Source organism: Micromonospora sagamiensis (assembly GCF_014680085.1).
In the GTDB taxonomy this organism is placed as follows: domain Bacteria; phylum Actinomycetota; class Actinomycetes; order Mycobacteriales; family Micromonosporaceae; genus Micromonospora; species Micromonospora inyonensis.
In genome coordinates, this window is record NZ_AP023438.1 from 3,979,502 (window position 1) to 4,004,995 (window position 25,494).

The window sequence follows — 25,494 nt, forward strand, 5'->3', positions numbered from 1 at the left end:
TGCCGACCGGCCCGGACGGGAAGCGCCGGTGCGCGAGGCGGTCCTGCCGTCGCTGGCGCGTACCGGCACGTTCGTGCTGGTGGCAGCGCTCGGCTGGCTGCTCGCCGAGCACCGGGACTGGGTCGGGACGTACCGCTCGGACACGTACCTCACGCTCGCCGGGACGCTGCTCGCCGTCGGCCTCTACGCCAGCACGTACGGCATCGACCTGGGGGCCGCCCGCCGCAACGTCCGCCTGGTCGTGTTCGCCATCACCGGCGGTGTGGTGGTCAAGGCCGCGTTGATCTCGGCGGTGATGTACCTGGCCTTCCGGGAGCCGGCGTACCTCGTGCTCGGCGTCGCGGTCGCCCAGATCGACCCGGTCTCGTTCGCCGCCGCGCGCCTCCAGTCCCGGATGTCCGCCCAGGCCAGGACGATCCTGTCGGCGTGGGCGTCGTTCGACGACCCGATCACCGTCCTGCTGACCGTGTACGCGGCCGCCTGGGTATGGCCGCTGGTGCCCGCAGATCCGGCGGCGGCTCCGGCGGCCCCGCACACCGGGTTCGAGTCGTTCGGGCTCTCCCTGGCACAGAATCTGGCCCTGGCCGCGGTGGCCGCGCTCGTCTGGTGGGGTACCGAGCGGCTGCGCCGCTGGGTACGCCCCGGCCGGCTGGTGACCGCCCTCCAGATCGCGGCCCTGGCCGCTCTCGCCGCCGTGGCGGTCTGGCAGTTCCTCATGCTGGCCATCGCCGTGGCCGGGCTGTTCTACCGGCCGCCGCTCGGGGTCGTGCTGGACCGGCTCACCCAGGGGGCGTTCCTGGCCGCCAGCTTCGCGTTGGGGCTGGTCCTGGTCGGCGGGATCAGCCCGCTGGCCGGTGTGGTGCTGGGCCTCGCGGCGGTCGGCGCGCACGCCCTGGTGGCCGTGCTGATCGGGTGGCGGCTGCCCCGCTCCGACCGCGTCGACGTGCTGCTCGGCCAGCAGAACGGGATCACCGCGATCATCCTCGCGTTGGTGCTGGAGCGGCAGTTCGTCGGCACGGTGGCGGTGGTCGCCCCGGCCATCCTCACCATCAACGTGCTGCACGCCCTCACCAACGGGCTGCGCGAGGCGTACCGGTGGCCGGTGCCGGCGGCCGATCCGCCGGTGCCGCCGCTCGCGCCGCCGCTCAGCCCTCGACGGGGGTGAGCGCGGCCAGCAGCTCCTCCCGGACCCGGGAGCTGAAGTCGCCGAGGATGTCCTCCGCCTCCTGCTGCTGCCGGCCGGGCACCGGGTAGCCGACCATGCCCCGCAGGCTGCGCAGCTGGTACTGGTAGAGGGGGAGGTACTCGTAGACGACGTCGAAGATCTGGCAGATCGCGGTCAGCCGTTCCCGGTGCCGCGCGGTCAGCCCGCTGCCCGGTGGCTGGTCCACCGACCGGTACCACTCGACCACGGCGTGCCCGAACGCCTCGATCAGCGAGGTCAGCAGAGCGGTGACCCCGGTGGCGGCGTGCACCTCCGAGGTACGCATCCGGGCCCGTACCGACTGCCGGGCCCCGCGCCCGCCCTCGTCCTCCTGGAAGGCCCGGCGCAGCAGTTCCTGGGCCGGGGTGAGCAGGTCGACCGCGGAGAAGGCGGCGTCGAAGAGGGCGACCACCGGCGGGGGCAGGTTCGCGACGACGGCGATGTGCCCGCGACGCTCGCCACCGGCGGTGGGAAGCCCGCGCTGGATCTCGTGCAGCTCCCGGTAGATCGCGGCGAGCTGCCGGTCGTTGCGACCCCGTAACTCCTCCAGCGAGCCGGTCAGCACGGTCAGCAGGTGCTGGGTGGCCGACTGCCGCCGGTCGAGCCGGGTCAGGTGCGGCGCGACCGCGGCGAGCGGCCCCTCCTGCGGGTACCGCTCCTCCAGCCGGGTCGCCATCGCCTTGAACTCCAGCGCGAACTGGTCGACGAAGGAACGGGGGTGGTAGGTCAACGGCTCCCGGCCGACCGCCTCGCGCAGCCGCTGACCGTACCGGGCGGGAGGCGGCTCCAGCGCGACCAGCAGCAGCTCGCAGTCGCGGTGCGCGCGGATCGACCGGCACCGGCGTTCGAGGGCGGCGATGTCGGTCTCGTCGAGCAGCGGCTCGGAGAGCAGGATGGCGCAGCCCACCTCGTTCGACCCGACCGGCACCCAGTAGTCCACCCGGCTGTCCGTGCCGCTGTCCAGGAAATGGTCGGGTACGTACGTGTCGTACCCGGTGCCGACCAGGACCTGGCGGATCTCGGCGCGGACGTTCTGCGCGTTGCCGGCGTCGTAGATCTCCCGCGCGGTCTGCCGGACCATCGGGGGCGTGACCAGCGCCTGCTGGTCGTGCGCGCGTCGCCAGAGCCGGTGGCAGAGCGAGATCACCTGACGCGGCACCCCGTTGGTCAGGTCGACGATCTGCGCGATCGTCTGCTCGGTGAACGGCTCCAGCTGGCCGCCCTGCCGGGTCAGGACGTAGTCCTGGACCTCGGCGGCGGTCAGCGGGGACATCGTGATGTGCTCGGTGATCCGGTCGCGGACGTCCCGCCGCAGGGAGCTGAGCAGGTCGGGCAGCCCGGCCAGGATCAGGAAGGTGTTGGAGGCGGCGAAGACGCGCAGCATCTCCTTGAACGCGTCGATCGCGGAGCGCCGGCCGGCGGCGGTGAGTAGTTGGTCAAGTTCGTCGATCACCACCACGAACGGATGGTCGCCGTGCCCGATGAGCAGGGCGAAGACCCCCATCGCCTGGAGGGCGGTGGCTTCGCTGCTGGTGATCGCCTCGGTGATGCCCCGCTCGCGGAGCACGTCGGACGGGGCCGCGCCGCTGAACCACTCCCAGACCGCGTCCTCGAAACCGCCGCGCAGCAGCAGGGTGAGCGCCTGGCTGAACTCGGCGTTGTCGGTGACCTCCCGGAGCCGTTCCCGCAGCTGCCGCAGGAAGGCACTCTCCATCAGCCCGAACATCTCCACCAGCGCGACCGGGTCGATCGCCCCGGCGCGCAGCTGCTCGGCCACCGGCGCGGTCGCCGAGGAGGCGCGCAGCTCGTCGGCGAGGATCTCGGCATAGAGGCTGCGGACCCGTTCGTGGACCAGCTCGCGCCGCTCGGCCAGCTTGTCGGCGAAGGCCCGGTAGAGCGAGACGAACGTGTCCGGCGGGGCGTTCAGGTGCACCGACTGCACCGCCCCGCCCAGGCTGGTGGCGGCGTGCCGGATCAGGTACGAGGCGAGGTGGGTCTTGCCGGTGCCGTAGTCGCCGACGATCGCCAGCACCTGCCCCGACGGGGTCTCCGGACGGGCCCGGACGGTGGACAGGTAGGCGTCCATGGCGTTGACGGCCCGCCGGACGGCGACGGTCGGGATCGTGACCGAGGTCGACCCCGCGTCCGCGATCTGGGCGACGGCGCTCGACGGATAAGGATTCACCTCACCGCTCAGGTCCAGGTGGTCGAAGGCGTCCATCAGCGCGGATTCTCCAGCAGACTCACGGCGATACTCAAAAAGTGTTGACTGATGTGCTGGTAGGTCACCTCGTCCGGTCGGTCAGCTTGTACGCGGAGTTTCTCGTACATGCCGTAGAGTAGCCGCTGCACCTCACCGATGGACACATGTCGACGGAACGTCGTGTAGTCGTCAAGAGCCTTCGGATCGACCCGGGGCAGCTCCCCGTCGGGCACGGCACCGAGGCGCTGTTCGGCGAACCGGGCCGCGTCGTGTTCCCGCAGCCCACCCACCTCCAGGTAGACCGGCGGGGCGTGGCCGGCGTGGTCGAGCCGCTGGCGGCGCTCGTCCGGCAACTGGTACGACGTCTCGCCGAAGAACACGATCTGGGCCCGGGCGTCGGTGGCGTAGGTGACCAGCTCCTCGGTCAGGTCCGCCGAGCGGGGCAGCAGCACGATCAGCACCAGGTCCGTCGGGAGGCAGCTGGCCAGGTTGAAGTACGCGTCGTCGGGTTGCTCGCGCATCTGGTGGGCCAGTTCCGAGGTGAACAGCTGCCGCTGGAACACCGTGTCGACCAGTGCCCGGCACACCTTGGCGCGCCGCTCGGCCATCGGCTCGTTCTCCCGGGCCTGCCGGGTCACGTCCACGATCTCGCCCCGCAGGCCGACAGTGGACAACTGCTCCCGCAGCCAGTACGCGCAGCGGTTGATCAGGGCGGTCTTGCCGCATCCCCGGTCGCCGGTGACCACCACGAGGCGTCCGGTGTCGACCAGGTACGACGCGTCCCGGAACTCCTCCCGGCAGCGCGCGAAGGCCGTCTCGGTGTTGTCCACCGGCACGTAGAGCGACAGGTGCCCGTCGTTGCGGACCGGGTTGAGCGGGTCCACGTCCCGCATCAGTCCCGGCACCGCGAACGGGTTCGTCGGCACCTTCTCGGCCGGCTCGTGCCGGCGGCTGATCACCCCGGTCATCGCCGGCCCGCCGAGGTCCGCGTCCGGAACAGGCCCGGCTCCTGCATCACCTCTGCCACCTGTGCCACCTCCGCCTCCAGTCGGCCCAGTGCCCCCCGCGTCTCGGCGGCCCAGCCGGACCGCTCCTGCGGGGGCCGGGCGGTCCACCGCGCCGCCAGGCCCGCGCCGAGCGGCTCCCGGTCGAGCGTCTCGCCCAGCGCACGCGGCAACGGCCAACGCCGGTGCGCCGCCGCCACCGCCCGCAGCCGGGTCGCCAGCTCCAGCCGCCGGTCCTGCACCTCGCCCTCGTCCGGGGCCACCCCGGGACGCCGCTGTTCCAGTTCGCGCAGCAGTCGCTCGACCGCCACCCGGTAGGCGCGGGCCGCGGCCCGCAGCTCCTCGGCCTCGACCCGCCGGGCACCCGCCACGGCCGACCGCCGGCTGAACCAGGCGGCCAACGCGGCGCTGACCACGGCGAGGAGCAGCGCGGGGGTGAAGCCGGACCAGGGCGACGAACCACCACCCGACGGCACCCGCTGCTCGGCGCCGATCAGCGCCCGGCAGGTCCGGGCGAAGTCCGCCGGGCGCTCGCCGCGCCACCGCTCCGCGCCGCCGCCCCCGCCCGGCCAGCCCAACCGCTCGACGGTCGACTCGGGACGGACCACCCCGAGGCTGCGGGCGGCCTGGACCAGGGCGGGACGCCGGTCGGCAGCCAGACACCAGACGGCGGCGGCGTCGTCGACCGTGCCCGCCCGGTGCCGCCGGTACGCCCAGACACCGGCGACCACCGCGACGACCAGGGCGGAGGCCACCGTGACGGCCACCGCCCGCCGGCCGATGACGGATGGCACTCGCATAGCGGCTGACTGTAGTAAACGACGGCCGGCCGGGGTACCGCCCGCCCGGCCGGAGATCCGACCGGGCGGGCGTCCGTCCGTCCACTGGGGACGGTGGCCGAGACCGGGCCAGCCGGTGTCGTCGGTCGCGTCGTCCTACGTGGCCCGTGCCGGTCGGCGTCGTCCGGCCGGGGCCCGGGTCAGGCGGTGTCGTCGCGTTGGCCCGCCCCGGGTGGCTGGGACCAGGGCGACGCGCCAGCGGTGCGCCGGGGCAGCGGATCGGTGGGCGGCTCGTCCGGGTAGCCGAGGCTGAGCGGGGCAGTGTCCCGCTCGTCCGGGCGGGCCGGGTTGTCGAAGTCGGTCAGGGCGAAGGCCGGCTCCTCCGTTACCGGTCCGGTCTCCGCGACCGGGGCGGGAACCGGCCGGGGCCAGCGTCGCCAGCGCCCCCCGCTGAACACGGCCATCAGCAGCGCGACGCCGATCAGGAAGAGCGTGCCGTTGCGCACCGGCAGCAGCAACGGCAGCGGGTCGCCGAACACCTTCCAGTCGGCCGGTACCTGGTCGCGCACGTCGAACGGCGCGACCAACATGCCGACGTACGGGGCGACCAGCAGCAGCCCGGCGACGAGTGGCCCCAGCGGCGAGACCCGCAGCATGCCGACCAGCCCGAACAGGAGGCCGGCGACCCCGAGGTACACCGCCGGCTCGATCAGGTTGGCCGTGTTGAACGTACCCAACTCCACCCAGCGGTCGATCGTCCGGCCTGATCCGTCCTGACCGAGGGCGACCAGTACCCAGGTGACCGGTGCCACCACCAGACCGGCGAGGAAGCTCCAGAGATGTCGCATCCGCGCACCGTACCGTCTTCGTCATGACCGAGCACCCCACCGCCGCGCCCCCGGGCAAGGCGACCTCCTACTCCCGGGTCACCCTGAGCCGGATCATGACCGCCGTGGACGTCAACCTCTACGGCACCGTGCACGGCGGCGTCCTGATGAAGTTCGTCGACGACGTCGCCGGGGCGGCGGCGGCCCGGCACAGCGGTGGCACGGCGGTCACCGCCGCGATCGACGAGATCGTCTTCGCCGAGCCGGTCCGGGTGGGTGACCTCGTGCACGCCCACGCCCAGGTCAACTGGACCGGGCACAGCTCGATGGAGGTGGGCGTCCGGGTCGTCGCCGAACGGTGGGACTCGGCCGAGGACGAGCCGGTCCCCGTCGCCACCGCCTACCTGGTCTTCGTCGCCGTCGACGTGGGCGGCGCGCCGCGTCCGGTCCGTCCGGTGCTGCCCGAGACCCCGGAGGACGAACGCCGGTTCCGGGAGGCGGAGATCCGGCGGGCGCACCGGCTGGCCCGTCGCCGCGCCATCCAGGCCCACCGGGAGAACTGACCGCGCCTTCCCGCCCGCCCGCCCGCCCGCTCACTGAGGTGTCTGCAGGGGCCCCTTGTTCGACAAAAAGCGGTAACCGGGGACCCCTGCATGCACTTTATGTGGGATGCGCACACGTCGATCAAGGCGATGGCGGCGGAGAATGGTGGGGTTGAGGTAGGGCAAGATGGCGTCACGGCCCACGCACAGCGTCGTGACGGGTCGCGGGGAGGGATGGAACCGTGCCTGACGTGCTCTGGACGCCGCCGGCGGACGTACTCGAGCGGTCCCGGATCGGCGACTACCTGCGCTGGCTGAGGGCCGAGCGGGGGCTGGAGTTCACCGACTACCACGAGCTGTGGCAGTGGTCGGTCACCGACCTGTCGGCGTTCTGGGGCTCGATCTGGGACTACTTCCAGGTGATCTCCCACACCCCGGCCACCGATGTGTTGGCCGACGCCACCATGCCCGGGGCGCGCTGGTTCCCCGGCGCCACCCTCAACTACGCCGAGCACGTACTGCGGATGCCCGGCCTGGCCGACGACGCCCCGGTGGTGATCGCGCACGGGCAGACCCGCGCCCCGCAGACGCTGACCGCCGCCGGCCTGCGCGAACAGGTCCGCCGGGTGGCCGCCGGGCTGCGCCGGCTCGGTGTCGGCACCGGCGACCGGGTGGCCGCGTACGCCCCGAACATCCCCGAGACGTTCGTGTTGATGCTCGCCACCACCAGCCTCGGCGCGGTCTTCTCGTCCTGCGCCCCCGAGTTCGGCACCCGCAGCGTCACCGACCGCTGGCAGCAGATCGAGCCGACGGTCCTGGTCGCCGTGGACGGCTACCGGTACGGCGACAAGCCGGTCGACCGGCGGGGCGAGGTGGCCGCCATCCGGGCTGCCCTGCCGTCGCTGCGGCACACCGTCGCGATTCCGTACCTCGACCCGGCCGGCTCGCCGCCCGAGGGGGCGATCGGCTGGGCCGAGCTGGCCGCCGAGACCGACGAGCCGCTGACCTTCACCCCGGTGGCGTTCGACCACCCGCTCTACGTGCTCTACTCCTCCGGCACCACCGGCCTGCCCAAGCCGATCGTGCACGGCCACGGCGGCATCCTGCTGGAACACCTGAAGATGCTCGCCCTGCACCACGACCTCGGTCCGGGCGACCGGTTCTTCTGGTTCACCACCACCGGCTGGATGATGTGGAACTTCCTCGTCTCCGGGCCGGCGGTCGGCGCGGCGATCGTGCTCTTCGACGGCAACCCGGGCCACCCGGATCTCGGCGCGCTGTGGCGGCTGGCCGAGGAGACCGGCATGACGTACCTCGGCACCTCCCCGCCGTTCCTGCTGGCCTGCCGCAAGGCCGGCCTGGTGCCGAAGGAGGTGGCAGACCTCTCCACGCTGCGCGGGCTCGGCTCCACCGGCGCGCCGCTGCCGCCCGAGGGCTTCACCTGGGTGTACGAGGCCGTCGGCGAGACGCTCCAGCTCCAGTCGCTCTCCGGCGGCACGGACGTCTGCACCGGCTTCGTCGGTGGCGTGCCGCTGCTGCCGGTGTACCCCGGGGAGATCGCCTGCCGCGCGCTCGGCACGAAGGTCGAGGCGCGCTCGGCCGACGGCAGCCCGGTCATCGGTGAGCTGGGCGAGCTGGTGATCACCGCGCCGATGCCGAGCATGCCGGTCGGGTTCTGGAACGACCCGGACGGCAAGCGCTACCGGGAGGCGTACTTCGACTTCTACCCGGGCGTGTGGCGGCACGGCGACTGGATCACCGTCAACTCCCGGGGCGGCTGCGTGATCACCGGCCGCTCGGATGCCACCCTCAACCGGGGCGGCGTCCGGCTCGGCACCGCCGAGTTCTACTCGGTGGTCGAGGGGCTGGACGAGGTCGTCGACTCGGTGGTGGTGCACCTGGAGGACGCCGACGGCGGCCCCGGCGAGCTGCTGCTCTTCGTGGTGCTCGCCGAGGGGCGGGAGCTGGACGACGACCTGCGGAAGGAGATCGCCCGCGAGCTGCGGACCGCGCTCTCCCCCCGGCACGTGCCCGATGAGATCCACCAGGTGCGGGCGGTGCCGCGCACCCTGTCGGCCAAGAAGCTGGAGGTGCCGGTGAAGAAGATCCTCACCGGTACGCCGGTGGACTCCGCTGCCGCCAAGGGGGCGCTGGCCAACCCGGAGTCACTGACCGCGTTCGCCGCCTTCGCTCAACGTCGCGTGAGCGACGAGGACGCCACCGTCGGCTGAGCTGCCGCCCCTCGGAGTGCCCGCCGGCGGCGTTTCGCTAACTCTCCTGACGGAATGACGGTGGGCGTGTCCTCGGGATGTGAGGATCGTGCTGTCTCAAGGCGAGGAAGGGTCAGCAGCCGCCGTGGATCGTCTCGGACGACCTGTGGGCCGAGGTCGCGTCGCTGCTGCAACCGCGCCCACCAGGCGGTACCGCTACCCCGGGCGCAAGGTGCTGTGCAGGATCTTGTTCGTGTTCGACACCGCGATCCCTTCGAGTACCTGCCCCAAGAGGTCGGATTCGGGTCGGGAATGACCTACTGGCGCAGGCTGCGGGACCGGCACGACACGGGCGTCTGGCAGCGGCTGCACGAGGTGTTGCTAAGCATGCTCCGCGCCAGTGGCCAGTTGGACATGTCGCGGGCGGTGATCGACGGCTCCCACGTCCGGACCGCCTTCGGTCGGCACCTCACCGTCGGAACCATTGTCCTCACCGACAGGAAAGCCCTGTGAAACGCTTAAGCACGATTCATGGGTGGATTCTTGCTGCGTGACTCGCATCACTCTTTGCGGTGCTCGTGGCCGCAATGCCGGAAACCGGCGTCGGCTCTTCAGCGGCCGGGGCGGCGCTGTTTGCCGGTGCCGCCTTCATGGCTACTTTCGGCCTCGGGCTTGGCATCCTAGGCGCGCTACGACGTTAGGCTCTTGCGCGGAGGGTGATAGAGGGGTCACGCTGAAGTGATCGTCGTGACAGCGTATCGATCGCTGGCAGCTGGATGCGGCGAACGGTGCGTGACAGTGCTCGGGGGACGCTTCGGGTTAGTTGCGGCCACTCCAACTAACAAGGAGGATTACTTGTCTGGCCGGAACGTGGTACGCGGAATCGCGAAGAGCGCTATGGTGCTTATGTTGGTCGGCGGCGCGGGTAGCATTTTGGCAGCTCCCGCATGGGCAGCCGAGTACGGCAACAAGACCAACAACTGCTACGGGGTCTTCTGGGACACCGACTGGAACCAGGAGTGTGGTAGTGGCGGCGCTGCTGCCAACGGGTACCTACAAGTCCACCGCCGACTGCACTTGGTCGGACGACAAGGATGTGGAAAAGTACCGACTCCAGGGCAGCACGGCGAGTTACGACGGAGAGGACTGCCTGAACGACGTCTGGATGGTTACGACCTGGTTCAGGGGATAGCGGGCTAGTTCAGTAACTCGCCATTCTTGCCGAAGCTGACCGACCGGAGCCGCCGAGGCGGTTCCGGTCTTCGGTGTCTCGACAGCATCAGCGTCCGTGCACGTATGAAAGGCTCATCTTGATCACTGCCAAGCAGCTCGGCCAAGGTTACGGACGTCACATTGTCTTTCGTTCCCTCGACCTCGAACTTCAGCCGGGGGTCACAGCGTTGCTCGGGCCGAATGGCGCTGGCAAAACTACCCTGTTGCGGACCCTCGCCACCGTGCAGCCGCCCCGCGAAGGGCGCCTGACGATTGACGGGCGGGAGGTGAAGTCGGAAGCTGAAGCAAGGGCGGCCAGGCGGCAGATTGGGTTCCTCCCGCAGCGATTCGGATACGAGCCCGGCATGCGGGTCCGGGATTTCGTACGGTACGGGGCCTGGCTTCGCGGCATACCGCCGCGCGATTGGTCGAGCGCGTCGGCAACCGCACTTGATCACGTCGGACTGGCCAACGAGGCCAGGAAAAAGATGGGCAGCTTGTCCGGCGGAATGCGCCAGCGGGCGGCCATCGCTTGGGCGGTCGTCGGGAAGCCGCGTTTCGTCGTGCTCGATGAACCGACGGTGGGCCTCGATCCCCAGCAGCGCTTTCGGTTTCGAGACATCATTGCCGGACTGACCGATACTACCATACTGCTAAGCACCCACCTCATCGACGACGTGGATGCCGTCTGTGATCGCATCGTCGTCATGCACGAAGGAAAGATTCGCTTCGCGGGCCTCACCGATGAACTCAAGGCGTTGGACGATCCGTCCGCCCCAGGCCATACCCCATTGGAACGGGCCTACGTAAGCCTCCTGCCGGAGGAGGGCCGCAACCGGTGAGCGCACTGTGGCTGCAAATGCGGTTCAGCATCGCCCGAATGGGATTCATCCCGCTGGCTCTCCTGGGCATCGTCATTCTTTTTGGTCGCAACAGATTCTGGATCGGCATCTGGCCCGAGTCCGGTGCAGCCGTTCAGGTAAGCGCTGTCTTCCTCAGCATTTTTGCCGCTGGTGTCGCCGCTTTGATCGCTGCCAGAGTGGAAAGCCGAGGCCTGCATGAGCAAGCGGCTGCTGCCGCGATTAGGCCATTCGTCATCGAGTTGTCCCGATTCACCGCGGCACTGCTGTGGCTGGCCTCGCCATACCTGATTGTGGTCATCGCCGGGTTTGTGGCCACGGCAGTAAAACTATTTCCACCCGGCGTCGGAATATACTTCGAGTACGTGCTGATCGGTGCTGCGATGATCGTCTTCGGAACGGCCTGGGGTTGGCTGGTGGGTCGATTACTCACACCGCTGCTGGCCGCCGTTTGCGCCGCGCTCAGCTGGTTCATCGGGGCGGCGTTTCTCGCCAGCACCGCTGGAGCGGCGGTCATGTCAGGGCCGCCCTGGATGGAAGTCCGGTTCGGCGCTGTCGGGGTGCGACTTGCCGCCGTTCTCCTCTTCGCTGCAGTGGTCTGCGCGCTTCCTTGGAGGGCGGATTGGCGAGGCTCGTTTGGGCGGTGGGTGTGGGTGGCGCTGCTAGCTCTCGTCGGCACCGTCACTTCATTCGTAAATACAAGCGTGGTCGGTCACCGTGCTCCCGTCGCAAAGCCACTCTGCATCCAGGGTGTGATGGAATACTGCCTGTGGCCTGAGCATGCAAAGTATGTACCTATGATTCAGGACCTGGACCGCCGTTTGGCTGCGCTTCCCGTCCAGTTGCCAGCGCCTGAACGGGTTGTAGACTACGCGCTTTCTGGCTCGACCGAATGGATCGACGAGGAAATCGAGGTCGAGCTTCCAGGGGCGTTCCCTCCAGAGTTTGACATATCGACGGGAAGCCGATGGGCCCTGGCGCGCGGGATAGCAGCGGCGATTCTGGACAGTACGTTCGCCGACTGCGGTCACCGGACGCAGCCGGATCCCGACCACCGTTGGGACCAGCTTCACGCCTGGCTGGAGTGGCGGCTGGCCGGTGGAGGAACGCACGATTACAGCACGAACGCTCCGAGCGATCTCCAGGCAGCCTGGTCGGTTGGTCGCCAAACTGCTCAGCGCAAGTCCGAGCAAGATCAAGCTGGGTGGGTGATCAAGCTCATCGCCGAAGAGAAGAACCGTTACTGCAATGCCGCTTGAAGCCAAGCTGCGTCTGTGGGTGATTGGCGCCTATCTCATGACCCGCAACTGGCGATGGTTGCTGGCCGCGATGATCGTCATAGGAGTCGTCGTCGGGGGCTGGGGGTCGCTTGAGGCGTCCACCCCGGCTGCCACCGACTCCGGGGGGTCGCAGGTTCCGATCTGGCGGCTGCTAGCCGTCGGGTCAGGCTTGCTGCCTGTCCTCACACTGGCCAGCCCGCTTCAGGCGCTTGAGGCGGCCGCAGGCCTGCCGTACCACCGGACTCGCTGCTTCGTACTCTGGGGTGCCCTCGCGATCTCCAGTGCGTGCATCCTCACCGCTGCAACGGTAGGAATGGACGTGGCCGTGGCACCCGTGATCGTCCGGGCGCTGCTGGCCTGGTTCGGCCTGGCCCTTGTCTCCGGACGGGTGCTGGCTTGGAGCTATTCCTGGGTGTTGCCGTCAGCGGTCATGTGTGTGTTGCTCTACTGGGGACACGACCGAACCGGCCGGACTTACCGCTGGTGGGAATTCACCGCCCATCCGGTTGGTCACCTGCCAAGCATGGTTCTCGCAGGCATCCTGTTGACGGCCGGTCTTACGGCGTACGCCCTCTCACCCTGGCGGATACATCGCGTCACCCAATTCCTCCGAGGGGTCAGAGGGTCTTGACTACGGATCGGAAGGTTGTCGACCAGCACCCTCTCGAACTTGTCGGTGATCGCCAGCAGCCAGTGTTGGCCTGCACGAACGGAGCCATGCACCCATCATCACCTGCGTACGGCATCGGGTGTTCTGTGACCGACGGATGGCCGCCGGCCGGCGATGCCTGCTCGCGGCCGGCCACGACGGCGACTGCGCCCGGCGGCTGCCCCGTTGACCGGCCAGGGGGCGTCAGGCCAGCGACCGGGTGACCTTCTCCGACGTCAGGCGGGACTCGACGCGGGTCGGGTCGAGGTTGCCGCAGAGCACCACGCTCGCCCCCACGCTCAGCGGGGCGAGCAGCCAGTCCACCGGCTCCGGGTGGCGGGCCGCGTCGACCAGCACGCGGTCACCGGGGGCGAGGCCGAGTTCTTCCGCGCGGTGCGCCGCGCGGGCCACCAGCTCGGCACCCCCGCCCGGGTACGGGGCGAAGTGGTCGCCGTGCACGCGCACCTCGACCACGTAGTCGGCGAAGCCGGCCGGCACCTCGCGCAGCGGCAGGGCGAACGGGGCGAGCGCCAGCGCGTAGCGCTCCCCGGCCGACCAGGCGTCCGCCTCGGCGACCCGGTCGGCGGCGGCGAAGAGCACGTCCACCGGCCCCGGCTCCCCGGCCACCGTCAATCCTGCCGACCAGCAGCCGAGCAGCACGGCGGCGGTCTGCCAGTGCGGCGGGAGCAGCACGCCGGCAGCGCTCCCGGGGCCGGCGGCCACATCGTCGACGAGCAGGTTGGCGGTCTTCGCCACCCAGTTCGCCAACGTCGCCCCGGAGAGTTCGGTGCGTTCCCCGGTGGCGTCGTCGTACCAGGTCAGCAGGGGTCGGGTCGGGTCGGCCGCGATCGCGTCGGCGAAGACCCGGGGAATGTCATCGGCCATCGGGCGAACGATACGCCCCCGCCATCCGCACTCGACGCCAACTCGAGACCGTCCGAGCGTCGGGTCGCAGTCACCGCGGCGGGCGGCCGGCGGCGTAGGCTTGCACCGAGTGTTGTTCCCCACAAAGGAGTTGCCCCGTGACCGCCGGTCGCCCGCCCCGCGTGCTCATCGACGCCACGAGTGTCCCCGCCGACCGTGGGGGCGTCGGTAGATACGTCGATGGTCTGCTCGGAGCCCTCGGCAAGGTCACCGGTTCGGGGGTGGACCTGGCCGTGGTGAGTCTCCGCACCGACCAGGAGCGCTACGCCCGGATGCTGCCGGGTGCCGAGGTCATCCCCGCGCCGGCCGCGGTGGCCCACCGGCCGGCCCGGCTCGCCTGGGAGCAGACCGGCCTGCCGATGCTGGCCCAGCAGGTCGGTGCGCAGGTGTTGCACTCGCCCTTCTACACCTGCCCGCTGCGGGCCGGCTGCCCGGTCACGGTGACCCTGCACGACGCGACGTTCTTCACCGAGCCGGAGCACTACGACAAGTCCCGGCGCACCTTCTTCCGCAGTGCGATCAAGACGTCGCTGCGGCGTGCCAGCCGGGTGATCGTGCCGAGCAAGGCGACCCGCGACGAGCTGATCCGCCTCCTCGACGCCGACCCGACCCGGATCGACGTGGCGTACCACGGTGTCGACCACGCGGCCTTCCACGCCCCGAGCGACGAGGAGAAGGCCCGGGTCCGCGCCCGGCTCGGCCTCGGCTCCAGCAGCTACGTCGCCTTCCTCGGCGCGAAGGAGCCACGCAAGAACGTACCCAATCTGATCCGGGGCTGGGCCCGGGCGGTGGCCGACCGGGCCGACCCGCCGGCCCTGGTGGTGGCCGGCGGCCAGGGGCACGACGACGACATCGACCGCGCGGTGGCCGAGGTCCCGTCGCACCTGCGCCTGCTCCGCCCCGGCTACCTGCGCTACGCCGACCTGCCCGGCTTCCTCGGCGGGGCGCTGGTCGCCGCCTACCCCTCGTACGGTGAGGGCTTCGGCCTGCCGATCCTGGAGGCGATGGCCTGCGCCGCCCCGGTGCTGACCACGCCCCGGCTCTCCCTGCCCGAGGTGGGCGGCGACGCGGTCGCCTACACCAGCGAGGACCCGGACCAGATCGCCACCGACCTGGCCGCCCTGCTCGACGACGAGTCCCGCCGGCTGGCGCTGGCCAAGGCCGGCTTCGACCGGGCCAAGGAGTTCACCTGGGAGTCCAGCGCCGAGGTGCACATCGCGGCGTGGACCCGGGCCCGGTCCTGACCGGTCCGCCCTTCCTGCGCGACGACCGGGTCGGTGCGGCAGGCGTCCGTCCCGTGGCGGTTCGGGCATGATGTGCTGATGCTCTACGCCGTCATTCCGGCGGGAGGCAGCGGCACGAGGTTGTGGCCGCTGTCCCGTGCCGGGCATCCCAAGTTCCTCCACCCGCTCACCGGTTCCACCCGGTCACTGCTCCAGGCCACCGTGGACCGGCTCGCGCCGCTCACCACAGCCGAGCGGACCCTCGTGGTCACCGGAGCCGCGCACGTCGCGGCGGTGGCCCGGCAGCTCACCGGCCTGCCGGAGGAGAACATCCTGGTGGAGCCCTCGCCCCGGGACTCGTGCGCGGCCATCGCGCTCGCCGCTGCCGTGATCGCGGCGCGCGACCCGGAGGCGGTGATGGGATCGTTCGCGGCCGACCACCTGATCGGGCAGCCGGACCGCTGGGCGGACACGGTCCGCGAGGCGGTACGCGGCGCGGAGCGCGGCCTGCTCATGACGGTCGGCATCACCCCCACCCGGGCGGAGACCGGCTACGGCTACCTGGAGACCGGCGACCCGGTCGACGGCGGGCCGCTGCGCCCGGTCGTCGAGTTCAAGGAGAAGCCGGAGGCCGCGGTGGCCGAGGCGTACCTGCGCTCCGGCCGGCACCTGTGGAACGCGAGCATGTTCGTCTGGCGGGTGGACGTCTTCCTCGCCGAGCTGGCCCGGCAGCAGCCGGCCCTGCACGCCGGGATCTCCGCCATCGCCGCCGCCTGGGGCACCCCCGAGCAGGACGACGTGCTCGGCACGGTCTGGCCGACGCTGCCGAAGATCTCCGTCGACTACGCGGTGATGGAGGGCGCGGCCACCGCCGGGCGGGTCGCCACCGTCCCCGGCGACTTCGGGTGGAACGACGTCGGCGACTTCCACACGCTCGGCGAGGTGCTCCCCGCCGACGAGCGGGGCAACGTGGTGCTCGGCGGCGACACCAAGCCGGGCGTACTGCTGCACGACAGCGACGACCTGGTGGTGGTGGCCCAGTCCGGCCGGCTCGTCGCCGCGCTCGGCGTCCGGGACCTCATCGTGGTGGACACCCACGACGCCGTGCTGGTCTGCCCCCGCGACCGGGCCCAGGACGTCAAGAAGCTCGTCGACGACCTCAAGGAGCGGGGCGAAGAAGGCCACGTCTGAGCGCGGCCAGCCCCGGGGCGAGGAGCTGGTCGACCCCGCCGAGCCGGGGGATGGGCAACCGGTCCGGCGGGAACCAGCCCAGCGCGTCGGACTCGTCGCTGACCCGCTCCACCGCCCCCGGCGGGGCGACCACCGCGAACCGGACGTCGTGGTGGAACGAGCCGCCCTGACAGGGCACCGGGTGGATGTCCACGTCGATCGGGACGGGGTCGATCCGCAGGCCGGCGATGCCGGACTCCTCGGTCGCCTCACGCAGGGCGGCGCCGGCCAGCGTCCGGTCGGTCGGCTCGCAGTGCCCGCCGAGCTGCACCCACTGCTTGAACTTGCCGTGCAGGCAGAACAGCAGCCGCTCGCCGGTGGCGTCGACGATCAGCACGCTCGCGGTGACGTGACCGGGGCGGTGCGCCCGGGTCACCGCCACCGGCCCGGCGGCGAGCAGTGCGAGCGTACGGTCGCGGGCCTCGGCGGCGGCCGGGCTGGTCGGCTCCCAGCGGGTCAGCACCGCGGTGGTGTCGGCGTGCAGGGCGGCGGCGGTGTCGCCGGACCCGGCGGTGTCGCCGGACGGCGTCGGGTCGGTGCGCGGGGCGGTGGTGTCGTCACGGGCGTCGGGCATCCGGACACTCTACGAGCACCCGGTCTCTACCCTGGCCGGGTGACACTTGAGCTGCTGGAATTCGTCGTCGCCGGTAACGAGGCGAGCGATCTGCTGCCGGTCCGCTCCGCCGCGCTGCTGCGCCGGTACGGGGCACGCCGGGGCTTCTGGACCGTGCTGGACGAGGGGCCGGTGGAGGAGTGTCTGGCCCTGCTGCTGGAGCGGGAGGACGGTAAGTGGACCGCCGAGCACGTACGCGCCGACGCCGGAGCGGAGAACCGTCGTACCGAGGACGGTGAGGCCCTGGCCCACCACGACGGCTGGGTCTACGTCTTCGGCTCGCACTTCGGCTCCAAGGGCGGACCGCTGCGTCCCCGCCGGGCCTTCGTCGCCCGGTTCCGCGAGGACGACGCGACCCCCGACGCCCCGCTGCCGGTGCGAGTGGTCCGCAACTCGTTCCGGCTGCACCGGGTGATCAACGACGCGCTCGTCGCCGCCGACCTGGCCACCCTGCCGCCGGGGGAGCAGGTCCGCACCCGGTTCATCGTGGAGACACTGGCCCGGGGCACCTCCCGGGCCAAGCGTTGGGTGAGCCGGTTGGCCGAGGGGGACCTGCCGCTGAACGTCGAGGGCGCCGCGTTCACCCCGACCGGCTCCGTCCTGCTCGGGCTCCGTTTCCCGGTCACGACCGACGGCGAGCCGATCCTGGTCGAGGTGACCGGGGTGGCGGACATGTTCGCCGAGCCCCGGGCCTGGCCCCGGGCGGTGCGGGCGTACGCGCTGACCGGGGTGACCCCGCCCGGGGTGCTCACCGGCTTCCGGGCCCTCGCTTCGACCGACGACGGCGGCTACACGGCGGTGATCGGCTCCATCGACGCGCTCGGCAAGGGGTCGGTGCTGCTCGACGACTACCCGCACGGCGGCGAGGTGACCTCACGGCACGTCCGGTTCCGGCTGCCGGTGGAGCCCCACCACCTGATCCCTGGCGAACTCGTCGCCGACCTGGCCCCGTTCCACCACGTGGAGGGCATCGCCGAGACGGACGGCCGGTGCTTCTACGTCACCGACGAGGACCACCGGGTAGCGCTCTGGGAGCGTGGATGAGCCCCGGGGCCGGGCGACGTCCCTGCGGACGCGATGGCCGCAGACCCTCGTGCCGTCGCCCGGCCGCACACCAGCATGCCGAAGTGGTTACCGGACGTCGATGCTTTTCAGCTCACACTTAAAAGCCGAGATCACGGCCGGTACAGTGCAGACGTTCGCCGGACGGTAAGCGCTGTCCGGCGTTCACGGGAGCGCTGGCAATGCTGACAATCCACTTCTCCCGCGAGGACGTCCTCCGGACCCGGGTGGCGCCCTCGGCGGACCCGCTGTGGGAACTGGTCCTCAGCCTGCACCTGTTGCAGGAGCGCCATGCCGACCCGCTGGTCAACGGGTGGCGGCGCGCCGTCGCCGCCCGGTTGCGCCGGGAACAGGACGCCGACCGGCTGCGTCTGCTGCTCGCCCTCAACCCGCCGAGGGGCTACTTTCCCGACTTCCTCACGCCGTACCAGAGCGTCGACGGGTTCGAGGCCGGGCTGGACGCGGTCCGGGCCACCTCGCCGGAACTGCTCCGGCGGGACCTGACCACACTGGCGGGCGGACGGGAACTGCCCGCCCCGGCCGCCGCGCTGGCCCGGGGCGAGCCGGAGGCGTTGCACCACCTCGCCGAATCGTTGCAGCGGTACCGGTCGTTGGCGCTGCGCCCGTACTGGGGTCGGATCCAGGCGGCGGTGGAGGCCGACCGTACCCGTCGGGCCCGGGCCATGCTCGACGGCGGCGCGGAGGGGCTGCTGGAGAGCCTGCGCCCGGCGATGCGCTGGGAGTCCGGGGTGCTGGAGGTGCCCGACTACCCGGCCAGCCGGGAGCTGCACCTCGACGGGCGCGGGCTGCTGCTGGTGCCTTCCTTCTTCTGTGCCCGGACCCCGGTCGCCCTCCTCGACCCGACCCGGCCGCCGGTGCTGGTCTACCCGGTGGACCGGCTCGGCGCGCTCGTCCCGGCCACCGGACCGGCCGGCGGACCGACCGGCGGCGACGGCCGGACGGCGCTCGCCGCCCTGCTCGGCCGGACCCGGGCGGCGGTGCTGGAGGCCAGCGACGCCGGGCTGACCACCGGCGAGGTGGCCCGCCGACTGGACATCTCCCCGGCCGCGGTCAGCCAGCACACCACCGTGCTGCGCAACGCCGGCCTGCTGGTCAGCCACCGGGACCGCAACACGGTCCTGCACACGCTGACCCCGCTCGGCCGCGCCGTGCTCGACGGCTGAGCCGCCCGCCCGCCGGGCCGGGTCGCGCTGGGAGTGCGTCGCGGAGGTAGCAGGGGTCCCTTGTTACCCATTAATGGGTAACAAGGGACCCCTGCTACCAACCAGGTGGTGCGCCTCAGATTGCCAGGGCGGCGCTGGCGGTGCTGTCGGCCGGGGGCGGCAGCAGCAGCGACGGCACCCCGTGGGCGGCCAGCGCGGCCCGCAGTCGCTGCGTGTCGGCACCGAACCGCACCAGGTCCGGTTGGCTGACCGGGGGAGCCGCCTCGCCGAGGACCAGTCCGGTCGCCGTCGCCGGCCAGCCGGGGACGGCGGCCGTCAGCACGGCGCGTGCCTCCTCGTCGGTGACCAGGGTGAAGACCGTGCCGGGCGCGAGCGAGTCGGCCACCGCGTCGATCGCCCGGCGCACCGCGGCCGGGTCGGCCGGCTCCGGGCCGGGGCCGTCGGCCAGCGTGGCGGCGGCGAGCATGCCGGCGACCTTCGCCTCGGCCGTACCGAGCGCGAAGAGATCCTGCTCGGCGTCCCGGACCAGTGCCCGTGCGCCCGGCCCGTCCGCCGCGCCCCCGCCGGTGAGGTAGCCGCGCACCACCGCCACCGGCACCTGGTCGCACTTGCCCTTGATCAGCTCACCCGCGCCGGCCAGCTCGTCGACCACCGCCATCTGGGTGACGTGCAGCTCGTTGCCGTACGGGTCGATCTCGCCCCGGTGGTCGCGGATGGCGGGCAGGCCGGCGACACCGAGTGCCACGTCGGTCAGGCCGTTGCGCCAGGGGCGACCCATGGTGTCGCTGACGATCACCGCGACGTCCACGTCGTACCGCTCCCGCAGGGCCGCGCGCAGCGCGCGGGCCGAGGCGTCCGGGTCCTCGGGGAGCAGCACCAGCCGGGTCTTCTCCACGTTGGACGCGTCGATGCCGGCCGAGGCCAGCACGAAACCGTGGTGCGTCTGCACGATCCGGGTGGCTCCCCGGGTCGCCACCACCCGGGCGGTCTCGGCGGCGAGCACCTCGTCCCGGGCGGCGAAGCGCTCCGGCCCGTCCGCCGGGACGTCGACCAGCCGGCCCTCCGCCTTCGAGACGATCTTGCTGGTCACCACGAGCACGTCGCCGTCGCGCAACCACGGCGCGGCGGTCGCGATCAGCGCGGCCAGGTCGTCGCCGGCGGTCACGTCGCCGATCCCGAGCACCGGCAGGATCTCCAACCTCATGCCAGCCCCGCCAACTCCACGGCGGCGCGGACCATCTCCGCCGTCGTCGCCTCGTCGGTCATCCACAACGGCACCGCGCGTACCGCCACCTCCGGGACCGTCGCGCCCTCGTCCTCCGGGGCGACCAGCCAGCCGTCCAGCAGCCCGCCGGAGCGTCGCCCGCCGTAGAGGCGACCCACCCCGGCGGCGCTGCACTCCACGTCGAGCACGGCCAGACACCGGTCGGCCATCCCGCGCACCGGCGCGCCGCCGATGATCGGCGAGACCCCGACCACCCGTCCGGGGGTGGCGGCCACCGCCTCCCGCAGCCCCGGTACCGCAAGGACCGGTGCGATGCTCACCACCGGGTTGCTCGGCGCGACCAGCACCAGGTCGGCCGCACCGAGCGCGTCGAGGACCCCGGGCGCCGGCTTCGCGCTCTCCGCGCCGACGAAGACGAACCGGTGCGTGGGGATCTCGGCCCGGTGCCGTACCCACCACTCCTGGAAGTGGATTGCCCGTTGGCCGCCGTCGAGGTCGACCACCGCGTGGGTCTCCAGGCGGTCGTCGGTCGCCGGCAGCAGGCGTACGCCCGGCTGCCAGCGGGTGGCCAGCGCCGCGGTGACGGCGGAGAGCGGGTACCCGCCGTTGATCATGTTGGTGCGGACCAGGTGCGTGGCGATGTCCCGGTCGCCGAGGCCGAACCAGGTCGGCTCCGCTCCGTACGCGGCGAGTTCCGTCTTCACCGTCCAGGTCTCGTCGGCCCGCCCCCAGCCGCGCTGGGGGTCCGCGCCCCCACCGAGGGTGTAGAGCACGCTGTCCAGATCCGGGCAGATTTTGAGTCCGTGCAGGTAGAGGTCGTCGCCGACGTTGACCACGGCGGTCACCTCGGCACCCACCTCACGGGCGTACGCCCGGACGCCGAGCAGGAATCGGGCCCCCCCGATGCCACCGGCCAGAACCACGATGCGCATGCCGACCATCCTCGCGCACGTGACGTCGTCGATCGGGCCTGGTCCGGAGAGACTAGGCTCACGTCGCACCTGTCCGACATCGCCCGAAGAGGGGGAGCCCCTTGACCAGCCCCGCCGAGCCCGCGTCGCCTCCCGACGCGCCGCAGGCCGCCCAGCACACCAAACCACTCCGCGAACTCGTCGCCCTCGTGCTCCTCGGCGCGAACGCAGTGCTGCTCTTCGTCGGGTTGATCCGGCTGCTGGTGCCGATGTCCGAGTACAGCACCCTGACCGGCCGCGCGGTGGGCGCCGTCCACACCTTCCTCGGCGTCGAGGCGATCGTCCTGCCGGTGCTGGCGTTCCTGCTCGCCACCCACGTCCTGCCGGCGGTGTCGAAGGCCAAGCAGATCACCCTGATCGCCCTCGTCGAGTACGCGGTGAGCGCCCTGCTCGGCGTACTGGCCTTCCTGATCGGCGTGATCGGCCAGCTCGCCGAGGGCGAGGTCGGCAACGCCTTCCTGCTCCTGCTGGAGTCGGTCGCCTTCCTGGCGGTGCTCGCGGTCGCCGCGGTCGTGGTGCACAAGGTGTGGCGGGCGCAGTACCACGTCCCCAAGCCGAAGCCGCAGCCGGGCGTGTACGGGCAGCCCCAGCCGGGCTGGCCGCAGCAGCAACAGCAGCAGGGCTACCCGACCTACCCGGCGCAGCCCGGCCAGTACGGCACGCAGCCCGGCCAGTACGGTGCCCAGCCCGGCTACCCGGCCCCGCCGTACGGCCAGCCGAACCCCCAGTCCGCTCCGCCGTTCGGCGCCGCGCCGCAGTCGGCTCCGCCGTTCGGCGCCGCACCGCAGTCCGCTCCGCCGTTCGGTCAGCCGGGCACCCCGCCGCCCTTCGGCGGCACGACCCCGTCGTACGGTGCCGCGCCGACGGGCAGCTTCGCTCCGGCCCCGGCCGGTGGTACCCCGTCCGCGCCCCCCTTCGGGCAGCCGCCGTCGGCCGACCCGACGCAGGCGATTCCGCGTCAGGCGACCGAGTCCACCCCGGCCCCGGCCACGGGGGACGACAGCGACCGTACCCAGGTCGTCGGGTCGGGCGCGGACAGCGACCGTACCCAGGTCGTCGCGCCGGGTGCGGACGGTGACCGTACCCAGGCCGTTCCGCGCGACCCCGGATCCGAGGCCCGCTGATCCCCGGTTCCATCTGACGCACCTCCCGCTGTCGCGGCCCGATCGGGGCCGGTCGACGTCCCACCGGACCTCGACCGGCCCCGGACCTCGTTCGGGTCCCGGGCCTCGACCGGCCCCGGGCCTTGTTCGGGTCCCGGACCTCGACCGGCCCCGGGCCTTGTGCGGCTCCGCACCTCGACCGGCCCGGGACGTCCGGGACCTCTGTGCGGCTCCGGGCCCGGTGCGGCCTCCGACCGGTGCGACGTGGTGGGGGAGGACGGCGTGGCCGGGGAAGCGAACCGGAATAGGGTTGTGGAATGCGGGAGGACACCGAGGCGGGCGCGACCGGCGGGGCGGACAGGGTGGCCGGCGGGTCGGCCACCGCGCCCACGGTGACCGGGACGGGCGTGCACCGAGCCCTGCGCCGCGCGTCGACCGGCCGGGCGCTGGACGTCGACGAGGCGGTCGCACTGCTGACCGCTCGCGGCGACGCCCTGGCGGAACTGTTCGCCGTCGCCGCCGGCATCCGCGACGCCGGGCTGCGCGAGGCTGGCCGTCCCGGTGTGATCACCTTCTCCAAGAAGGTCTTCGTCCCGTTGACCCGGCTCTGTCGGGACCGCTGCCACTACTGCACCTTCGCCACCGTCCCGCACCGGCTCCCGGCGGCCTTCCTCGACCGGGACGAGGTGCTGGCGATCGCCCGCGAGGGCGCGGCGCAGGGCTGCAAGGAGGCCCTCTTCACCCTCGGCGACCGGCCCGAGGAGCGTTGGCCGGCGGCCCGGCGGTGGCTCGACGAGCGCGGCTACGACTCCACTCTGGACTATCTGCGGGCCTGCGCGGTGGCGGTGCTCGAGGAGACCGGGCTGCTGCCGCACCTGAACCCGGGCGTGCTCTCCTGGTCGGAGCTGCAACGGCTCAAGCCGGTCGCGCCGAGCATGGGCATGATGCTGGAGACCACCGCCACCCGGCTCTGGTCGGAGCCCGGGGGCCCGCACTTCGGCTCGCCGGACAAGGAGCCGGCGGTGCGGCTGCGGGTGCTCGACGACGCCGGGCGGGTCGGGGTCCCGTTCACCACCGGCATCCTGATCGGCATCGGCGAGACCCTCGCCGAGCGGGTGGACGCGCTGTTCGCGATCCGGCGGGCGCAGCGCGAGTACGGCCACCTCCAGGAGGTGATCGTGCAGAACTTCCGCGCCAAGCCGGACACCGCGATGCGCGGCATGCCCGACGCGGAGCTGCACGACCTCGCCGCCACGGTGGCGGTGGCCCGGGTGCTGCTCGGCCCGAAGGCCCGCATCCAGGCTCCGCCGAACCTCATCGCCGGCGAGTACGACCTGCTGCTGCGGGCCGGAATCGACGACTGGGGCGGGGTCTCCCCGGTGACTCCGGACCACGTCAACCCGGAGCGCCCCTGGCCGCAGCTCGACGAGCTGGCCAAGCACACGGCCGCCGCCGGGTTCACGTTGCGCGAGCGGTTGACGGTCTACCCGGAGTACGTCCGGGCCGGTGACCCGTGGCTGGATCCGCGCCTGCTGCCGCACGTGACCGCTCTCGCCGACCCGGAGACCGGGCTCGCCGTCGAGGCGGTCCGCCCGGTGGGCCTGCCGTGGCAGGAGCCGGAGGAGACCAACGGCGGGCGGGTCGACCTGCACGCCACCATCGACACCACCGGCCGGACCGGCGACCGGCGGGGCGACTTCGACAGCGTCTACGGCGACTGGGCGCAGGTCGCCACCCGGGTCACCGCGGCGGTCACCGCCGCAGGCGGCGACGCGGACCTGCGTACCGGACTGCGGCTGGCCGCCGACGATCCGGCGGCGCTGCTCGACCCCCGGCACGCCGACGCGGCGCTGGCGCTGTTCGCGGCGGACGGCGCGGCGCTGGACGCGCTCTGCCGGCTCGCCGACGACGTGCGCCGCGACACCGTCGGCGACGACGTGACCTACGTGGTCAACCGCAACATCAACTTCTCGAACGTCTGCTATGTGGGCTGCCGGTTCTGTGCGTTCGCCCAGCGTGAGCGGGACGCCGACGCCTACCGCCTCTCCGTCGGGCAGGTGGCCGACCGGGCCGAGGAGGCATGGGCGGCCGGCGCGACCGAGGTCTGCATGCAGGGCGGCATCGATCCGAAGCTGCCGGTGAGCGTCTACCCGGACCTGGTCCGGGCGATCAAGCAACGGGTGCCGGGGATGCACGTGCACGCCTTCTCCCCGATGGAGGTGGTCACCGCCGCGGCGAAGGCGGGCGTGTCCATCCGGGACTGGCTGGGGCAGCTGCGCGAGGCCGGTCTGGACACCATCCCGGGCACCGCCGCGGAGATCCTCGACGACGAGGTGCGCTGGGTGCTCACCAAGGGAAAACTGCCCACCGCCGCCTGGGTCGAGGTGGTGACCACCGCCCACGAGCTGGGCATCCGGTCCAGCTCCACGATGATGTACGGCCACGTCGACCACCCGGCGCACTGGCTGGCCCACTTCCGGGTGCTGGCCGGGGTGCAGGACCGCACCGGCGGGTTCACCGAGTTCGTGGCGCTGCCGTTCGTCCACACCAACGCGCCGATCTACCTCGCCGGCATCGCCCGCCCCGGCCCGACCTGGCGGGAGAACCGGGTGGTGCACGCGATGGCCCGGCTGCTGCTGCACGGTCGGATCGGCAACATCCAGTGCTCCTGGGTGAAACTCGGCGACGAGGGCACGGTGGCGATGCTGCGCGGCGGCTGCAACGACCTGGGTGGCACGTTGATGGAGGAGACGATTTCCCGGATGGCCGGCTCCGGCAACGGGTCGGCGCGTACCGAGGAACAGTTGCGCGCGATCGCCGCCGCGGCGGGTCGTCCGGCCCGGCGGCGGAGCACGGCCTACGGTCGACCGTCCTGACTGGTGAACCTTCCCGGGCCGGCGACGGTTACGGCACCGCCGGGAAGGGGAGGCCGGGAAGGTCGTGCGCCTCGTCATCCGTTCTGGACGGGAAATCTGAACGACGGTATTCCCGCGCGGGACGGTCCGCTGTCGGCGTGCCGACCCGCTCTCCGGATGGTCCGTACCACTATGTGGGACGAAGCGCGTCTCACGCCAGCTTGGCCCGGCCCGGATCCGGCCCGGAAAACGGTCGCCATCAGCAGGGAACTCGTGCTGTCGGATGCGGTGCGGGTCCGAAGCATCCGTCCACATGGTGGGCTGCGCGTGAGTA

At 71.9% G+C, this 25,494-nt stretch carries 21 protein-coding genes; 13 read left to right on the forward strand and 8 right to left on the reverse strand.

The annotated features are described in order from the left end of the window. Positions 1–28 precede the first annotated feature (28 nt). Complete coding sequence (locus IGA62_RS17580) at positions 29–1,165, forward strand: cation:proton antiporter (RefSeq protein WP_145819817.1); 1,137 nt, start codon at positions 29–31, stop codon at positions 1,163–1,165. Here the strand turns inward: IGA62_RS17580 and IGA62_RS17585 are convergent. From IGA62_RS17585 to IGA62_RS17600, 4 genes are all read right to left on the reverse strand, one after another. Continuing rightward, positions 1,146–3,425 carry a BREX system ATP-binding domain-containing protein gene (locus tag IGA62_RS17585; RefSeq protein ID WP_145819815.1) on the reverse strand — a complete coding sequence of 760 codons (2,280 nt, stop codon included), beginning with the start codon at positions 3,423–3,425 and terminating at the stop codon, positions 1,146–1,148. The two genes, IGA62_RS17580 and IGA62_RS17585, sit on opposite strands and share 20 nt — an antisense overlap. Then, complete coding sequence (locus tag IGA62_RS17590; RefSeq protein WP_145819813.1) at positions 3,425–4,375, reverse strand: hypothetical protein; 951 nt, start codon at positions 4,373–4,375, stop codon at positions 3,425–3,427. Before IGA62_RS17590 ends, IGA62_RS17585 begins: the two co-directional genes overlap by 1 nt. Then, on the reverse strand, positions 4,372–5,211 hold the full coding sequence (locus IGA62_RS17595) for a hypothetical protein (protein ID WP_145819811.1): 840 nt from the start codon (positions 5,209–5,211) through the stop codon (positions 4,372–4,374). The genes IGA62_RS17590 and IGA62_RS17595 overlap by 4 nt, the downstream gene beginning before the upstream one ends. A 179-nt stretch (positions 5,212–5,390) precedes the next feature. Then, the gene (locus IGA62_RS17600; RefSeq protein ID WP_145819809.1) at positions 5,391–6,038 is read right to left on the reverse strand and encodes a hypothetical protein; all 648 of its coding nucleotides are present in this window, start codon (positions 6,036–6,038) and stop codon (positions 5,391–5,393) included. A gap of 23 nt (positions 6,039–6,061) precedes the next feature. On the opposite strand from IGA62_RS17600, the gene IGA62_RS17605 reads away from it, so the two are divergent. The 6 genes from IGA62_RS17605 (at position 6,062) to IGA62_RS17630 (ending at position 12,752) form a co-directional block, all read left to right on the forward strand. After that, the gene (locus tag IGA62_RS17605) at positions 6,062–6,580 is read left to right on the forward strand and encodes an acyl-CoA thioesterase (protein ID WP_145819807.1); all 519 of its coding nucleotides are present in this window, start codon (positions 6,062–6,064) and stop codon (positions 6,578–6,580) included. 221 nt (positions 6,581–6,801) lie between these two features. Further along, positions 6,802–8,790, forward strand: a complete 1,989-nt coding sequence (locus tag IGA62_RS17610) for an acetoacetate--CoA ligase (protein WP_145819805.1) — start codon at positions 6,802–6,804, stop codon at positions 8,788–8,790. A 291-nt stretch (positions 8,791–9,081) separates the two neighbouring features. Then, entirely contained in the window at positions 9,082–9,282 is a 201-nt protein-coding gene (locus IGA62_RS17615; protein ID WP_145819803.1) for a hypothetical protein, read from the forward strand. A 797-nt stretch (positions 9,283–10,079) separates the two neighbouring features. Then, positions 10,080–10,823 carry an ATP-binding cassette domain-containing protein gene (locus IGA62_RS17620; RefSeq protein WP_232624679.1) on the forward strand — a complete coding sequence of 248 codons (744 nt, stop codon included), beginning with the start codon at positions 10,080–10,082 and terminating at the stop codon, positions 10,821–10,823. Further along, a complete protein-coding gene (locus IGA62_RS17625; protein ID WP_145819801.1) occupies positions 10,820–12,100 on the forward strand; it encodes a hypothetical protein in 1,281 nt (426 codons plus the stop codon). Before IGA62_RS17620 ends, IGA62_RS17625 begins: the two co-directional genes overlap by 4 nt. Continuing rightward, entirely contained in the window at positions 12,090–12,752 is a 663-nt protein-coding gene (locus IGA62_RS17630) for a hypothetical protein (protein ID WP_145819798.1), read from the forward strand. Before IGA62_RS17625 ends, IGA62_RS17630 begins: the two co-directional genes overlap by 11 nt. 222 nt (positions 12,753–12,974) lie before the next feature. Here IGA62_RS17630 and IGA62_RS17635 read toward each other — a convergent pair whose 3' ends face one another. Next, the gene (locus IGA62_RS17635) at positions 12,975–13,655 is read right to left on the reverse strand and encodes a TIGR03089 family protein (protein ID WP_145819796.1); all 681 of its coding nucleotides are present in this window, start codon (positions 13,653–13,655) and stop codon (positions 12,975–12,977) included. Positions 13,656–13,792: 137 nt separating this feature from the next. Here IGA62_RS17635 and IGA62_RS17640 point away from each other — a divergent pair, with 137 nt between their 5' ends. Continuing rightward, positions 13,793–14,938 carry a glycosyltransferase family 4 protein gene (locus IGA62_RS17640; RefSeq protein WP_145819794.1) on the forward strand — a complete coding sequence of 382 codons (1,146 nt, stop codon included), beginning with the start codon at positions 13,793–13,795 and terminating at the stop codon, positions 14,936–14,938. Positions 14,939–15,016: 78 nt separating this feature from the next. Beyond that, positions 15,017–16,108, forward strand: a complete 1,092-nt coding sequence (locus IGA62_RS17645; RefSeq protein WP_145819792.1) for a mannose-1-phosphate guanylyltransferase — start codon at positions 15,017–15,019, stop codon at positions 16,106–16,108. Here the strand turns inward: IGA62_RS17645 and IGA62_RS17650 are convergent. After that, complete coding sequence (locus IGA62_RS17650) at positions 16,077–16,721, reverse strand: NUDIX hydrolase (RefSeq protein WP_145819790.1); 645 nt, start codon at positions 16,719–16,721, stop codon at positions 16,077–16,079. The two genes, IGA62_RS17645 and IGA62_RS17650, sit on opposite strands and share 32 nt — an antisense overlap. Positions 16,722–16,760: 39 nt before the next feature. Here IGA62_RS17650 and IGA62_RS17655 point away from each other — a divergent pair, with 39 nt between their 5' ends. Together IGA62_RS17655 and IGA62_RS17660 are read left to right on the forward strand one after the other, a co-directional pair. Then, positions 16,761–17,804: a DUF4185 domain-containing protein gene (locus tag IGA62_RS17655; protein ID WP_145819788.1), complete on the forward strand. Its 1,044-nt coding sequence runs from the start codon at positions 16,761–16,763 to the stop codon at positions 17,802–17,804. A gap of 200 nt (positions 17,805–18,004) precedes the next feature. Further along, the gene (locus IGA62_RS17660; RefSeq protein ID WP_145819786.1) at positions 18,005–19,006 is read left to right on the forward strand and encodes an ArsR/SmtB family transcription factor; all 1,002 of its coding nucleotides are present in this window, start codon (positions 18,005–18,007) and stop codon (positions 19,004–19,006) included. A 115-nt stretch (positions 19,007–19,121) separates the two neighbouring features. Here IGA62_RS17660 and IGA62_RS17665 read toward each other — a convergent pair whose 3' ends face one another. Together IGA62_RS17665 and cofD are read right to left on the reverse strand one after the other, a co-directional pair. After that, on the reverse strand, positions 19,122–20,210 hold the full coding sequence (locus IGA62_RS17665; protein WP_145819784.1) for a coenzyme F420-0:L-glutamate ligase: 1,089 nt from the start codon (positions 20,208–20,210) through the stop codon (positions 19,122–19,124). Further along, a complete protein-coding gene (cofD, locus tag IGA62_RS17670; RefSeq protein WP_145819782.1) occupies positions 20,207–21,163 on the reverse strand; it encodes a 2-phospho-L-lactate transferase in 957 nt (318 codons plus the stop codon). Before cofD ends, IGA62_RS17665 begins: the two co-directional genes overlap by 4 nt. Before the next feature lie 101 nt (positions 21,164–21,264). Here cofD and IGA62_RS17675 point away from each other — a divergent pair, with 101 nt between their 5' ends. Next, the gene (locus IGA62_RS17675) at positions 21,265–22,326 is read left to right on the forward strand and encodes a hypothetical protein (RefSeq protein ID WP_232624680.1); all 1,062 of its coding nucleotides are present in this window, start codon (positions 21,265–21,267) and stop codon (positions 22,324–22,326) included. A gap of 296 nt (positions 22,327–22,622) precedes the next feature. Further along, the gene (locus IGA62_RS17680; protein WP_145819780.1) at positions 22,623–25,181 is read left to right on the forward strand and encodes a bifunctional FO biosynthesis protein CofGH; all 2,559 of its coding nucleotides are present in this window, start codon (positions 22,623–22,625) and stop codon (positions 25,179–25,181) included. Positions 25,182–25,494 lie beyond the last annotated feature (313 nt).

Coding starts and splice junctions, on each gene's coding strand:
- IGA62_RS17585 (WP_145819815.1), bottom strand. CDS start 3,425: ATGGACGCCTTCGACCACCTGGACCTGAGCGGTGAGGTGAATCCTTAT.
- IGA62_RS17590 (WP_145819813.1), bottom strand. CDS start 4,375: ATGACCGGGGTGATCAGCCGCCGGCACGAGCCGGCCGAGAAGGTGCCG.
- IGA62_RS17595 (WP_145819811.1), bottom strand. CDS start 5,211: ATGCGAGTGCCATCCGTCATCGGCCGGCGGGCGGTGGCCGTCACGGTG.
- IGA62_RS17600 (WP_145819809.1), bottom strand. CDS start 6,038: ATGCGACATCTCTGGAGCTTCCTCGCCGGTCTGGTGGTGGCACCGGTC.
- IGA62_RS17605 (WP_145819807.1), top strand. CDS start 6,062: ATGACCGAGCACCCCACCGCCGCGCCCCCGGGCAAGGCGACCTCCTAC.
- IGA62_RS17615 (WP_145819803.1), top strand. CDS start 9,082: ATGACCTACTGGCGCAGGCTGCGGGACCGGCACGACACGGGCGTCTGG.
- IGA62_RS17630 (WP_145819798.1), top strand. CDS start 12,090: ATGCCGCTTGAAGCCAAGCTGCGTCTGTGGGTGATTGGCGCCTATCTC.
- IGA62_RS17635 (WP_145819796.1), bottom strand. CDS start 13,655: ATGGCCGATGACATTCCCCGGGTCTTCGCCGACGCGATCGCGGCCGAC.
- IGA62_RS17645 (WP_145819792.1), top strand. CDS start 15,017: ATGCTCTACGCCGTCATTCCGGCGGGAGGCAGCGGCACGAGGTTGTGG.
- IGA62_RS17650 (WP_145819790.1), bottom strand. CDS start 16,721: ATGCCCGACGCCCGTGACGACACCACCGCCCCGCGCACCGACCCGACG.
- IGA62_RS17660 (WP_145819786.1), top strand. CDS start 18,005: ATGCTGACAATCCACTTCTCCCGCGAGGACGTCCTCCGGACCCGGGTG.
- IGA62_RS17665 (WP_145819784.1), bottom strand. CDS start 20,210: ATGAGGTTGGAGATCCTGCCGGTGCTCGGGATCGGCGACGTGACCGCC.
- cofD (WP_145819782.1), bottom strand. CDS start 21,163: ATGCGCATCGTGGTTCTGGCCGGTGGCATCGGGGGGGCCCGATTCCTG.
- IGA62_RS17680 (WP_145819780.1), top strand. CDS start 22,623: ATGCGGGAGGACACCGAGGCGGGCGCGACCGGCGGGGCGGACAGGGTG.